Origin of the sequence: Bradyrhizobium sp. Bra64 (assembly GCF_024519875.1) — a bacterium.
GTDB lineage: Bacteria > Pseudomonadota > Alphaproteobacteria > Rhizobiales > Xanthobacteraceae > Bradyrhizobium > Bradyrhizobium japonicum_G.
This window is the reverse complement of sequence record NZ_JALJRD010000001.1, coordinates 1336078-1348403: the sequence shown is the minus strand read 5'-3', so window position 1 is coordinate 1348403 and position 12326 is coordinate 1336078. Positions and strand designations below refer to the sequence as shown.

Annotated in this window: 11 protein-coding genes; 4 read left to right on the top strand and 7 right to left on the bottom strand. The window is 65.6% G+C overall.

Translation table 11 applies throughout. The features are described 5' to 3' along the window. The first annotated feature begins 223 nt into the window (after nucleotides 1-223). Nucleotides 224-721, top strand: a complete 498-nt coding sequence (locus NR187_RS06450; RefSeq protein ID WP_256806076.1) for a GNAT family N-acetyltransferase — start codon at nucleotides 224-226, stop codon at nucleotides 719-721. 12 nt (nucleotides 722-733) lie between these two features. Here NR187_RS06450 and NR187_RS06445 read toward each other — a convergent pair whose 3' ends face one another. Together NR187_RS06445 and NR187_RS06440 are read right to left on the bottom strand one after the other, a co-directional pair. Further along, nucleotides 734-1213 carry a YkgB family protein gene (locus NR187_RS06445; RefSeq protein WP_256806075.1) on the bottom strand — a complete coding sequence of 160 codons (480 nt, stop codon included), beginning with the start codon at nucleotides 1211-1213 and terminating at the stop codon, nucleotides 734-736. A 177-nt stretch (nucleotides 1214-1390) separates the two neighbouring features. After that, nucleotides 1391-1984, bottom strand: a complete 594-nt coding sequence (locus tag NR187_RS06440; RefSeq protein ID WP_211384576.1) for a TetR/AcrR family transcriptional regulator — start codon at nucleotides 1982-1984, stop codon at nucleotides 1391-1393. Between the two features lie 98 nt (nucleotides 1985-2082). Here NR187_RS06440 and NR187_RS06435 point away from each other — a divergent pair, with 98 nt between their 5' ends. Next, nucleotides 2083-2820: a 3-oxoacyl-ACP reductase family protein gene (locus tag NR187_RS06435; protein WP_211384575.1), complete on the top strand. Its 738-nt coding sequence runs from the start codon at nucleotides 2083-2085 to the stop codon at nucleotides 2818-2820. 41 nt (nucleotides 2821-2861) lie between these two features. Here NR187_RS06435 and NR187_RS06430 read toward each other — a convergent pair whose 3' ends face one another. The 4 genes from NR187_RS06430 to NR187_RS06415 form a co-directional block, all read right to left on the bottom strand. Then, nucleotides 2862-3110: a hypothetical protein gene (locus tag NR187_RS06430; protein ID WP_211384574.1), complete on the bottom strand. Its 249-nt coding sequence runs from the start codon at nucleotides 3108-3110 to the stop codon at nucleotides 2862-2864. Between the two features lie 47 nt (nucleotides 3111-3157). Further along, entirely contained in the window at nucleotides 3158-4282 is a 1125-nt protein-coding gene (locus NR187_RS06425; RefSeq protein ID WP_211384573.1) for a DUF2336 domain-containing protein, read from the bottom strand. Nucleotides 4283-4633: 351 nt separating this feature from the next. Beyond that, on the bottom strand, nucleotides 4634-8293 hold the full coding sequence (locus tag NR187_RS06420) for an AsmA-like C-terminal region-containing protein (RefSeq protein ID WP_256806074.1): 3660 nt from the start codon (nucleotides 8291-8293) through the stop codon (nucleotides 4634-4636). 132 nt (nucleotides 8294-8425) lie between these two features. Beyond that, on the bottom strand, nucleotides 8426-9658 hold the full coding sequence (locus tag NR187_RS06415) for a cytochrome P450 (protein ID WP_211384571.1): 1233 nt from the start codon (nucleotides 9656-9658) through the stop codon (nucleotides 8426-8428). 132 nt (nucleotides 9659-9790) lie between these two features. On the opposite strand from NR187_RS06415, the gene NR187_RS06410 reads away from it, so the two are divergent. After that, complete coding sequence (locus NR187_RS06410; RefSeq protein WP_211384570.1) at nucleotides 9791-10402, top strand: TetR/AcrR family transcriptional regulator; 612 nt, start codon at nucleotides 9791-9793, stop codon at nucleotides 10400-10402. A gap of 12 nt (nucleotides 10403-10414) precedes the next feature. On the opposite strand, the gene NR187_RS06405 is transcribed toward NR187_RS06410, so the two are convergent. Continuing rightward, nucleotides 10415-11653 (bottom strand): MFS transporter, encoded by a 1239-nt coding sequence (locus NR187_RS06405; RefSeq protein ID WP_256806073.1) that lies wholly within the window; start codon nucleotides 11651-11653, stop codon nucleotides 10415-10417. Between the two features lie 182 nt (nucleotides 11654-11835). Here NR187_RS06405 and NR187_RS06400 point away from each other — a divergent pair, with 182 nt between their 5' ends. Next, entirely contained in the window at nucleotides 11836-12267 is a 432-nt protein-coding gene (locus tag NR187_RS06400; RefSeq protein ID WP_256806072.1) for a hypothetical protein, read from the top strand. Nucleotides 12268-12326 lie beyond the last annotated feature (59 nt).

The window sequence follows — 12326 nt, the reverse complement described above, 5'->3', positions numbered from 1 at the left end:
GTGTGAGGCAATTCACACCCTCTGGGCGTTTTCGTCCAACTCTCTCAGTCAGGAGAACACGATGCCGTGTCCGGCACGCCCCCGACATCCCGACAAGGCGGCCGGAAAACGCAATCCCGGTGCGGCCGGGATTGCAGTCACAGCGACCGTTGCGCTAGCACTGCACGCGAAGACTCCTCGCCGGCGTGGTGACGTCCGGCTCAGAAAGCTGCTATCTGTCTCCATGGATCATTTCAGCACCAGCAGACTGACCGCGGAGAGGCTGAACGAAGATCACCTCGACGATCTCGTCGCGCTGCATCTCGATGCCGAGGTGTCGCGCTATCTCGGCGGCGTGCGCGCACCCGAGGTGACCAGGACCTATCTCGGCACCAACATGGCGCATTGGGACCAGCACGGCTTCGGGCTCTGGGTGCTGCGATCGAAGGACGGGACATTCGCCGGACGGGCGGGCATCCGCCACATCATGGTGGACGACATCGACGAGATCGAGATCGCCTACGCGTTCAAGCGCGAGTTCTGGGGCCAGGGACTGGCAAGCGAGATCGCGACGGCGCTGACGGACATCGGCCTGTCGCGATTCGAGCTGCCGTCCCTCATCGGCATCGTCTATGTCGGGAACGGCGCGTCCCGCCGGGTGCTGGAGAAGTCGAATTATCTGCTCGAGCAAAGCACGATACGCCACGGCAATGACGTCGTGATCTACCGCATCCGGCGGTGAGGGGCTTGACGCTCAGCCGGTGCGCAGTCGGACAACCGACCGCGGCAAAGAGGCGAGAAACAACACCCCGCAAACGCACAGCAGGACGATATCCTTGAACAGAAATTCGCCGGTCAGATTCCACGCCATCGGATCGGACGAAAGGCTCCATTTGACGACGCCCGGCGTCGTGAAGAAGAACGACCAAGTGATCGCGAAGGTCACCATGCCCATGAACGAACCGAGCGCGGACATGACCGGACTGAAGCTGCCGGCCGCGAGCAGCGCCGCAATCACGAATTCGGCGACACCGAGAAAATAGACCTCTCCCCTCAGGCCGAACACCGACAGCCAGGAGATGAACGGGCTTTTGCTGATGAACTGAGCGATGCCCTGTGCGGATTGCAGCGTGAATTTCTGCATTCCAAACGAGACGAATACGATCACCATGACCCAGCGCAGAATGGCGAGCGAACGATAAGAACCGCCGCCATTCTCGGCGACGCCTTTCATGTGACGATGTCTCCCCTGACCGCGCGCGCAACTGTTGGCGAACGGAGCGTTCGCTACGCCCTTTACGGAGGGGAGCGTCACTCGTTACAGGCGCGGCCGAGGTTCCCCGATCACAGCTGCGTGCAATGGGCGTGTCCGCGTCGCGGTCGAGACGCACGCGTTGCGGACAGACTCGCTCTATCCGTTCCCCGGCCACGCAGCCATCGCCGCCTTGGCTGCGCCTCTCAGTTCCTCGGGCGTGGCGCCGTCCTTGGCCTGGATCGCCATGCCCTGGAAGACGCTGAGATAGAACCGGCTCAGGGCCTCGATGTTGGTCGCGGCGGGCACTTCGCCGTTGGCGACCGCCCCCTCGATCCGCGCGCGCAGATTGCCGAACATCTCGAGCCGGACCTTCCTGATGGCGCGTGCAATCGCGGCCGGCCATTCGTCGCTGACGGCGCCCAGCACGGCCATGCAGCCGGCCGGAGCCGTCCGGGATTTCGGCAGGGTCTCGGCGGCCCCGATCAGCAGGTTCTCGATGCCGGCCCGCGCGGTTTTTCCTTCCGAGAGCCTGTCCCAGACCGATTGCCCGTGGGTCAGGACGTAATGCTCGATCGCGGCGAGATAGAGCGCCTCCTTGCTGTCGAAAGCCGCATAGAGGCTCGGCGAGCGGACGCCCATGGCGTCACAGAGATCGTGCATCGAGGCCGCCTCGAACCCCTTGCGCCAAAACAGGAGCATGGCGGCTTCGAGTGCTGCCTCGCGGTCGAATTCCCTGGGACGTCCGGCCATCGCTCGCTTTCTGTAATGATCAACACATAATTGACTTGACGCCGCCGTTCAAGACTCCACATATTCTGTGTCGATCGTTACAGAATTGGAGAGAGCAAATGAATCTGGCAGGAAAACGGGCCCTGGTCACGGGCGCAAGCAGGGGTATCGGTGCAGCCATCGCAAAGGCGCTGGCCGCGGAAGGCGCAGATGTTGCAATTACTTACGAGAAGTCGGCAGACAGCGCCGGAGGCGTCGTTGACGCCATCAAGGCGGAGGGGCGGAACGCCGTGGCGATCCAGGCCGACAGCGCCGATGTCGCCGCCGTCCGGGCCTCGGTCGACAAGACCGTCGCGGCACTGGGCGGGCTCGATATCCTGGTCAACAACGCCGGAATTCTGCGATTGGGCGGCCTCAACGACATCTCGCTCGGGGATATCGATGCGCTGCTGAACGTCAACGTCCGTTCCCCGATTGTCGCGAGCAAGGCCGCACTGCCCCACCTCGGCAAGGGCGGCCGCATCATCACCATCGGCAGTTATTTCGCCGACCGCGTGCCGTCGCCGGTGCTCGGCGTGTACGCGGCGTCGAAGTCGGCGCTCGCCGCCTTCACGAAGGCGCTTGCGCGGGAGCTTGGCCCCAGGGACGTCACGGTCAACCTGGTGCAGCCCGGCTCGATCGACACCGACATGAATCCTGCGAGTGGCCCGACCGCGGAGACATTGAAGCAGTTCATGGCGCTGGGCCGGTACGGCGCGACGGACGATATCGCCAATGCAGTCGCGTTCCTCGCCAGCCCGAAGGCCAAGTACATCACCGGCTCGACATTGACCGTCGACGGCGGCGCGAACGCCTAGACGCCGAATGAGCACCCGGCGGGGCGCGGCCCGGCCGAGTTCTACCGGAAATATCCCAGCACGAGATCGAGGTCCGAGTTGCCGGCGACCGTGCCGTTCAGCTCGGCGTCGATGACGCGGCGGCAGGCTTCGATCGCGGCGTGGTCGCCGAGATCGTTGGCGGCCTCGAGCACGAGCCATGCGGCATCGACCGAGGCCTTGTCCGGCGCGCCGCCGATATCGCCGGCTGCAGCCGTGTTGAGGGACTTGTTCGGACTCTTGCGAATTGCGGTGCCGAATTGAGGCAACATTGCAAATACTCCCCTTCGAATTCCGGGATGATGCTCAGTGCACCCGTTCAGTGGATCTGGAGCTCGGGCTGACGGCCCGAAACGGAATCGGCACCCGCGCCGGTCTTGCGCGACTGGTAGAACTTCAGAACGCTGCGCGAGGTCTCGGTCTTGAGCCGGCCGAAATCACGCTCATTGTCGTGAAGCTCGCGTGCCGTGATCAAATGATCCTTGGCGCCGAGGAACAGCAGCGACATCGTCGTCTCCCAGGAGAAGTCGAGCGCCTTGCACAGCACCAGGATCATCTCGCGGTTGCGGTCCATCATCGCGCGCTCGATCACGTCGACCGGCAGCGCGGACAGCAGCGACAGGCCGATCTGAACCTCGTCGAAGCGGTGCTGGCGTGCGTAGTTCGAGATCGATTCCTGATTGAGGTTGCCCTGCCGATACTGCGTCGTCACCACGCGCTTGGCGACGAAATAGCTGCGCGACGAGGGGCCGAACTTCGACTGCAGGTCGCCGGTGACCTCGGTCACCGAACTCTGGATCTGCGCCATCATCTCCGGGCGCTCGCTCTCGAGCCGGCGGCGGACGTCTTCCGACGCTTTCGAGATCAGCTGCTGGAAGACGTGACGCGGCACGTCCTTGCGCAGGCCGAGCTGCTCGGCGAGGATCGAGTCGCCCTCGGCGCGGCGGACCATGTGGAGGAGGCCCGAGCCGGAGAAGCGAGCACCCTCGTTCTTCGCAACCGACGTCACGACCTCCTGGTTGCCCCGCTTGACCAGCACGTCGGTCACGGCCTCGCCGATCGACTCGCGCTGGGCGATCGCGAGCAGATGCGCCTGCCCCTTGGTCAGGGCGTTCTCGATCAGCATCTTCTCGTCGATACGCGTGGAGTCGCGCAGCACGGGACCGGCGACTTCGATCTCGTCGTCCGAGGCGAGTTTCTCGATGACGTTGAGCGGAGCATGATCGCACGCCGCCATCAGTTCCGAGAGCTGCGCGCGCGCGGCGACCTCGATCTCTTCGGCAAGCCGGCCGATGACCTCGCCGAACATGCTGATCTCGTCGTCGCTGTAGCGGCCGGTGATCAGGATGTCGGTCGCATGCCACAACGCCTTGGTCCGGCTTTCGTCGGTGCCGCGAGCGATCGCGTCGTCCAGATCCTGCAGAAGCGTTTTCGCCCCGTTCATGTCGATCACCCCAGTTCTCAAACCCAGTTCTTGGCGAGCCGTCCTGCTTGCGTCGGCAGGACGCCGAATTCCTCTGGCAACGAGACTAGGGAACAAACGCGCAAATCCAGTAAAACCGGCAGAGCAGTTTTGCCGACAATATTCATTCAAATGCGAGGGAATGGATTTACCACCGCGTAACGCGGGAGGTTCACTCCCTCTCCCGCTTGCGGGAGAGGGTTGGGGAGAGGGTGCCTCAACAGAGGGATTCTCCCAGAGGAGAGAGCCTCCTCCCGCGCCTTCGGCGCGACCTCCCCCGCAAGCGGGAGAGGTAAGAGCAGCCTGCCGCCCAACCTCCCAACCACGACGCCCTCACGGGTTCGACGGCGTCAAAACCAGCGGCGGCTTCGGCCTGGGCTTTGCGGGCGGCGGACCCGGGGCCGGCCGCACGTCGATCGGCGGCGGCAGCGGCGCGGCCTGCTGGCTCGCAAGCGGCGGGCTTGCGTGTGGAGGACTTGTGAGTGGAGGACTTGGCGCGGCGGGCGCGGCCAGCGGCGCCTTCGGCAGCGGCGCCGCCTTCGGTTCAATCCTGGGCTTGGGCGGCGCGCGGCGCGGATCGCGGCCGGGCATCGGCACGTCCAGCAGCGGCGGCTCCGACAGCGGCTCTGGCGAGACCAGCGCCGGCAGCGCGGCGGTCGCGGGCGGCGGCTCGCCGCGCTCGATCGCGTCGAGCCGGCGCGTCTCGCGGTCGATCGTTCGCACCGCAAGCCACGAGGACAGCGGCGCGAGATCGACGGTGCGGCTCAGCTTGTCGGGAGGACCTGCCGCAAACAACTGGATCTCCGGCGGCGCGCCGGAGAGCCCGGTCATGATCGGCGTCAGGCTGGCGCGGATGTCGGCCTGGTCCGCGGGAATGTCGTAGCCTCCGGAGACGATGGCACGCGCGTTCTTTGCTTCCAGCGACGTCGCGCCGACGCGCAGGCGGCCGTCACGGATCGTGAACGGAATCTGTGCCGAGGCAACCGCGATCGGAGCTGCCGACAACGCGGGCTCGACCAGCTGCCGCAGCCTGGCGTCGTCGGCGACCTGGCCGCCGTCGCTGGCGCGGATGGCGATCTCGAAAGCACGGGGATTGAGGCCTGAGATTTCAGCGGCGTCCAACGTCACCGTGCCGTTGCCGGCGAGCGCGCCGGTCAAGGCCGCAACACTGCGGCCCTGGCTGGTCAGCGCCATCTGCAACGAGGCGCGTCCCTTGGGCAGCGCGAGATCGCGGTAGCGCAGCGCCGTCGCATCGACATTGCCGAGCTCGATGCGCGCGCTCAGCGCAACGCCGCTCGGGCCATTGCGCACGTCGAGACTCGCCGACATCTCGCCGCCGCCGAGGCCGCCCTTGAGCGCGTCGAGCGCGAGCGACTGGCCGTCGCTCCGGATCGTGCCGCCAAAGGGGCGCAGCTCGATGCCGCCCGGCAGCATGCCGCGCAAGGCCTGGAAGGCGATGCGGCCGCGCCAGCCACCGAGAAGACCCGCACCCAGCGGCTCGCCGGAATCATGGCCGGCCGCGCCGATGGCCATTGCGAGCGCGGGCGCGAAGTCGAGCGTATCGAGGCCCACCTCGCCGTCGACGCTCTTCTCCTGATCGAGCGTCATCGCGAGATGACCGCGCAGATGCGAGCCGGCCGCGCCGCCGTCGAGATCGTCGAAGGTCAGGCGGTTGCCGGAGAGGCCGACGCGCGAGGACAGGTTGACGGTCCGCACCGATTGGACGGCTGGACCGGTTCCGAACAGCGGCGCCAGATTGGCGTTGCGTACGCGAAGGTTCACGCTGCCCTTGAGCTCGGACGACAAGTCGACGCTGCCTTGCGCGTTCGCATCCAGCCCGCCGCCGCTGAGCTTTGCACTCAGTTGCAATGGCCGCCGCCAGGCGCCGCTCAGCCTGCCCTCGAATTGAGAGGCCCCCTCGCCCGCGGCCACCACGCGATCGAGCCCGAACAGCGCCAGCAGTGCGCCGGCCTGCGGCGTCGATATCTTCGAGTCCAGCGTGAAGTCGCTGTTGCGCAAGCGATCGATATCGATGCCGTTGATTGCGGCGACCGGCGTCTGGGCGGCCAGCGTCGCGATGGCCTTGAGCTGCGGCGCGTCGAGATCGAGCACGGCACGGGCGTCGTTGCGATCGGCATGCTCGGCGTTGGTGTCGAGACTGAGGTCGAGCTTGAGGCGCGTCGCCCCGGGCAGCGACGGCATCGCGTCGAGCCGCGCGCGGACCGAGGGCGCAATCGGCTCGAGCAGCGCCGTGAGGTCGCGCAGCGAATTGGCAGAGGATTTCAGCGTCAGCTTGCCCGTGGCCCTGGCGCGGTCGAAGCTGCCGCTTGCTTCCGTGGTCACGCCGCTGGCCTGGCCGAACCGCAACTGCTCCAGCGACAGCGCTGCAGGACCGTAGCCGAGCTTCGCCGCAAACGGCCGCAGTTCCTGGCCCGCGGAGATCGCGCGTCCGATATCGAGCGACAGCTTCGCCTCCTCCGGCCATTCGCCCTGCGGCCCGGCAAGCGCGCGCGCGAAGCTTGCGGCGGCATCGAGGTCGAGGCGGTCGGCCTTGAGCTCGGCATCGATCCGCGAGCCCTTGCTCGCGCCGGTCTGGACGAAGGCGATGCGGCCTTCGACCGCGCCGCCCTCGATCTCGGCTTTCAGCCTGTCGATGGCGAAATGATTGGCGGCGATCGTCACGTCACCGGCAAGCCGCAGCGGCCGCGTGCTGCGGCGGTTGACCTCGGTGCGGCCCTGGAGCCAGGCCACCAGCGTATCGGGATCGGAGGATTCGATGCTGAGGCGGCCGCTGAAACTGTCGGCGCCGGGCGTCGCGCCGTTGAGCGAGAGCTGCGTCATGCCGGGCGCGCGCAGCTCGAGCCGCTGGAACGTCCAGGACCGCCCGTCGGTCGCTAGCTCCGCGGTGATGTTCTGGAGCGGACGGCCGCCGAGCATGATCTGGTCGGAGTTGAACTCGATCTGCGCGGGAATGGGCGCCTGCGGAATCGCGGCGAGGCCCGCGCGCAGCGCCGGCATGACACGCTGCGGATCGGTATCGTTCCTGGCCGTCAGCTTGTCGGCGTCGACCTGGCGTGCCGACAGGACCGCACGCAACAGCGGCGAAGCGCCGAACCTGAGGTCGCCGACGCCGCCGAGCTTCAGCGCCGTGTCTTCGGGGCCGAAACTGGCATCGATCTGCTCGAATTTCGCGCCCGCCGGATCTGCCTTGAGTTTTGTCGTGAGCTTCCACGGCATCGGCCCCGCTTCGCCCGCCTTCCTGATCGCGGGCACGGCCAGCGTCAGCGCACCCTCGAATTTCGGCAGGCGATTGTCGAAGGCAAGCACGCCTTCGAGATCCGCGAGGATCGCACGCTCGCCGGGGTCGATGTTGAGATGGAGACGGGTGGCGCTGCCGTCGGCGCTCGGACCGGAGGAGACGCGGAACGGATAGCGCACCCCGGTCGCCGTGAAGCTGCCGTCGCCGCGGACCGATCCGGCCAGAGAGCGCACGTCGCCGGAGAAGGCGATGTCGTTCAGTTCCAGCGTCGAGCGGCTGGCGGCGTCATGCAACGCGATTCGGCCGGTGAGGTTCAGCCGCTCGATCGCCAGCGAGGCCAGATTGAAGGTGCCGCTCGCGGTGGAGGGCAAATCGACCCGCCCCCTGGCATCGAGCCCGAGATCGACCGCCATGCCATTGACCGAAAGCTCGGTGGCGCGCCATTCGCCGCGCATCAGGGAGCTCAGGCTGAACTCGACGTCGAGCTTGTCGGCGCGCAGGCGGCCGAGATCGTTGTTGCCGCCGAAGGTGACGGCGCGCAGCCGCAGCTTCGGCGCCGGCAACAGCCGCGCGTCGAGCTCACCCGCCACCCGCACCGGCACGCCGATGATTCGGCCCGCCTCCGCCTCGAACTGGGGCCTGAACTGGTTCCAGTCGATGAAGTAGGGCCCGATCAGCGCGGCCAGCAGCGCAATGATGAAGGCAATCGCCAATCCGAGCAGCGTCGTCTGCACGGGTCTCCCCTCGGCCAAACCGGCCCGGGCCCAACCTGAGGGCCTCAGGCGCGCCGGAACAGCCCCTTATATAGAGGGAAGTGTGGCGAAGTCACAGCGACCGTTGCGCGCGGAGGTTAACGCTGGCGGCCGTCACCAGCTCGCCGGCAGCCGCTTCAGGCCGCGCAGCACGAAGGTGGGCCGCCATTCCGGGTTTTCGACGTCGTCGATGCGCAGGTCCGGCAGCCGGCGCAACAGCGTCGCGATGGCGATCTCGGCCTCGATGCGCGCCAATTGGGCCCCGAGGCAGAAATGGATACCGCCCCCGAACGACAACGGCCTCACATTCTGGCGGGTGACGTCCAGCCGGTCGGGCCGGTCGGGATAGACCGCCGGATCGCGGTTGGCCGAGCCCAGCAGGCAGAGCACCGACTCGCCCTTGGGGATCCGCTTACCGCCGAGATCATCAATCTCCTCCAGCGCGACGCGGCCGGTCATCTGCACCGAGGAATCGTAGCGCAGGAATTCCTCGATCGCATTGGTGATGAGGTCGGGCTGCGCCTTCAGCAACCCGAGCTGGTCTGGATTGCGATGGAGTGCCAGCAGGCCGTTGCCAATCAGATTGACGGTGGTCTCGTGGCCAGCGACGAACAGCAGCATGATGTTGGCGGTCAGCTCCTCGTTCGTAAGCTTGTTACCATCCTCCTCCGCCTGCACCAGCTGGGTGATGAGGTCGTCGCCGGGATCACGGCGGCGCAGATCGAACAATTGCTGGAAATACATCAGCGCCATCTGGATGCGGGCGTTGCCCTGCTTGATCTCGTCCGGCGTCATCGGCGACGGCTCGAGGATCCGCACACCTTCACTCGATCCGGTGTGGAACATCTCACGATGGTCCTGCGGGATGCCGAGCATGTCGCAGATAATCGTGACCGGCAGGCGGTAAGCGAAATCCTTGATCAGGTCCATCTGGCCGCGATCACATATCGCGTCGAGCGTCTGGTCGACCACTTCCTGGATTCGCGGCCGCATGTCCTCAACTCGTCGCGCAGTAAAGGCCTTGACCACGAGACCCCGCAGGCGCGTGTGATCGGGCGGATCTGCCTGCAGCATGGTGTGGGACATGTTGCGGAAAATCGGCTGCGCCAGAATATCATCGCCGTAGCGCCGTTTGCTGCGGTCGGCATAGTCCTTTCCAAATCGCTTGTCGCGCAGCACGAGACTGACCTCGGCATGGCGGCTGGCGACGAAGGCGCCGAACGGCGTCACATGCATCGGATCGGTGGTGCGCAGCCGGTCAAAGTGTGGATAGGGATTGCGGATGAAGTCCGGCGACAGCGGGTTGAACAGGGGATCGCCGGCGGCGGATTGCAATTGCTCGTTCATGGTGACCTCACGTCGGTTGCCGCATGACACGATACGCCGGCTGCCCAAGTGCACGGCGTAACCATCCCTTGAACTCAATTATCAATCCGATACATTCTTGTATCGAGTTGCATTCTGCCTTAAGCTGCCCCGATGTCAAGGGTGAGAACCAGGCCAACCAGGGACGATACGCGCGACAGACTGTTCGAGGCAGCCGCCCGCGTGTTCGAGGCGGACGGCATCGGCAGCGCCAGCATCGAGGCGATTGCGGCGGCGGCCGGCTTCACCCGCGGCGCGTTCTATTCGAACTTCACGAGCAAGGACGAGCTGATCATCGCCATGCTCGAGGACCATGTCGAGCAGTCGATCCGGCGCAACATGGACATCCTCGCGCGGCACGGCAATCTCGACGACTTCATCGCGGCTTTGAAGGCGATGGATCGCGGCAAGCAGGATCCGCTCGGCCGCTCGCCGCTGCTGCACATGGAGATGATCCTGTTCGTCGCCCGCGCCGAGAAGCGCCGCCCGGAGCTGGCCAAGCGCCTGCGCGCGCGGCGCAAGCTGGTTGCCGACATCGTCGAGGCCACGTTGAAGAGCAGCGCAAGAGGCGACACGCTGGACCCGCCCTGGATGGCCTCGGTCGTGCTCGCGCTGGAAGACGGCTTTCGCCTGCACCGCCTGATCGATCCGGAGACGACGCCGGCCGACAGCTTTCTGCGCGCGATCACGGATTTGCGGCGCAGGACGGGATTGGCGTCGGAGTGAAGCGGCTGCAGTTCAGGTCAACACTTCTGCAGTTGCCGGCAGACGCCCGCGATGCGAGAGCACCAGCAGCGTCATCACAAGAGCCAGGTTCAAAAGGCCCGCGGCAGAGCCGATCGCGAAAGCCGTCGTATAGCTTCCCGTCAGGTCAAAGATCGCAGCGCCTTGATAGCCACCGAATGCATGACCGATCCAGGCGAACGCGAGAATGATTCCCATCAGGGCTCCACGGCGCGCCGGCGGCGTTAGAGCCCGTGCAGAGACCAGCACGCTTGTCATGACACCGGCGTAAGCGAACCCGTACACAATGGAAAAAATCAAGAACCCGCGAAAGGATACGAATTGCGTGAATGCCAGGACTCCAGCCGTCTGGAGCGCCGACGCCACCGCCCACGATGAAAGCGGACCGATCATGTCGCACAGCTTGCCATATGCGATCCGCCCGGCAATTGCGGCAAGAAGCATGGCAAGCATCACGCCGCCGGCGTCGGTCGCGGGAATGCAGAGGCCTTGAATCAGAGGCATCAAGTGCATGAGCGGCACCGCCATACAGGAGCAGCAAAGGAAGACTGCCACGCTGAGGATGGGAACGGCGACGGTCGACCGAATCGGGGGAACATACGCTGCGCCGCTTCCAAAAGCGGGCGCGGGCGCGTCGCGCATGAATGCAGCCAAAGGCAGAAGCGTCACGAGAACGGCCGTTCCCAAGGCGATCATCGCGCCGCGCCAGCCGAAGCGCTCCATCAGATACGCAGAGAGGAAGGGGACGCCACCTTGACCAACGGCTTGCCCTGCGGCGGCGATACCGATTGCGAGGCCCGCCGAGGTCGGGAACCAGTTTCCAACCGTCGCGAAAATCGGAGCGAAGAGCGCGCCTCCACTCAGTGCCCCGGCGAGAAAGAAGATGACATAGAGTTGCCAGGGCGCATGCGCATAGGCCGTCAAGAGCAGGCAAGCGCCCATGACGGTGACTGCGATCAGACATATCGGCCTGATGCCGAGACGATCGGAGACGAACCCCATGACGACGCTTCCGGCCGCTATGCCGAGAAGTCCGAAGCTGTTGATCGCGGCTATTTCAGATCGGCCCCAACCTTCGGCGGCCTCGATCGCGACAAAAAACGCCGTAAGACCGTTGACCAGAGTGCCCATGACGAGCGCGAGCATGAGGGCCGCGGATCCCGTCGTGTACCAGGCGCGATATCGCAACATCTGATGAGCTTTCTGCTTCAATAGGTTCGATCGCGCAATCATGACGCGGATCCGATGGAAAGCTTTGAGAATACCTTGATTTGTTCCTGAGACAGCCCTGATAATTTCTGCGCGCGATCGTGCTGCGCATGTCCACATCACCATGCCTGCCAAAGGAACGTTTCAGCGTCCTGCCACTTTATCCCGCGCCTTGTTTGGCAACTTGATAATCGGAGGAGACAGTGATGAGGATTCTGAAATTGTCTGCGGCCGCAGCTGCGCTGCTGGCCGGTACCGCGCTCGCCATGGCGCAGTCGAGTTCGACAGTCGGCACCGGCGGCTCGTCAGCCGGCGGCGGCACCAGCAGTTCGACCGTCGGCACAGGCGGCTCGTCGGCTGGTTCGGGCAGCGGCTCGGGCTCGGCATCGACGCTTGGCACCGGCGGCTCGTCGGCCGGCGGCGGCACCAGCAGTTCGTCGGTCGGCACGGGCGGCTCCGCGGCAGGCTCCGGCTCCAACTCCGCATCGACCGTCGGCACCGGCGGCTCGTCGGCGGGCGGTGGCAAGAGCGGCTCGACCGTGGGAACGGCCGGCTCGTCCGCGGGACATGCCAGTGACATGGGCATGGAGAAGGGCAAGGGCCACCACAGGGACGAGATGAAGAAGGACAAGGACTGACATCCTGGTCGGCGGAGCGGCAGCAATGCCGCTCCTTCGCCCTTGTTGAAGGAGGACTC

Bases quoted from the DNA above. Each gene is read 5' to 3' on its own strand.
- NR187_RS06450 (WP_256806076.1), top strand. From the start codon at position 224: ATGGATCATTTCAGCACCAGCAGACTGACCGCGGAGAGGCTGAACGAA.
- NR187_RS06410 (WP_211384570.1), top strand. From the start codon at position 9,791: ATGTCAAGGGTGAGAACCAGGCCAACCAGGGACGATACGCGCGACAGA.
- NR187_RS06425 (WP_211384573.1), bottom strand. From the start codon at position 4,282: ATGAACGGGGCGAAAACGCTTCTGCAGGATCTGGACGACGCGATCGCT.
- NR187_RS06405 (WP_256806073.1), bottom strand. From the start codon at position 11,653: ATGATTGCGCGATCGAACCTATTGAAGCAGAAAGCTCATCAGATGTTG.
- NR187_RS06430 (WP_211384574.1), bottom strand. From the start codon at position 3,110: ATGTTGCCTCAATTCGGCACCGCAATTCGCAAGAGTCCGAACAAGTCC.
- NR187_RS06400 (WP_256806072.1), top strand. From the start codon at position 11,836: ATGAGGATTCTGAAATTGTCTGCGGCCGCAGCTGCGCTGCTGGCCGGT.
- NR187_RS06435 (WP_211384575.1), top strand. From the start codon at position 2,083: ATGAATCTGGCAGGAAAACGGGCCCTGGTCACGGGCGCAAGCAGGGGT.
- NR187_RS06415 (WP_211384571.1), bottom strand. From the start codon at position 9,658: ATGAACGAGCAATTGCAATCCGCCGCCGGCGATCCCCTGTTCAACCCG.
- NR187_RS06440 (WP_211384576.1), bottom strand. From the start codon at position 1,984: ATGGCCGGACGTCCCAGGGAATTCGACCGCGAGGCAGCACTCGAAGCC.
- NR187_RS06445 (WP_256806075.1), bottom strand. From the start codon at position 1,213: ATGAAAGGCGTCGCCGAGAATGGCGGCGGTTCTTATCGTTCGCTCGCC.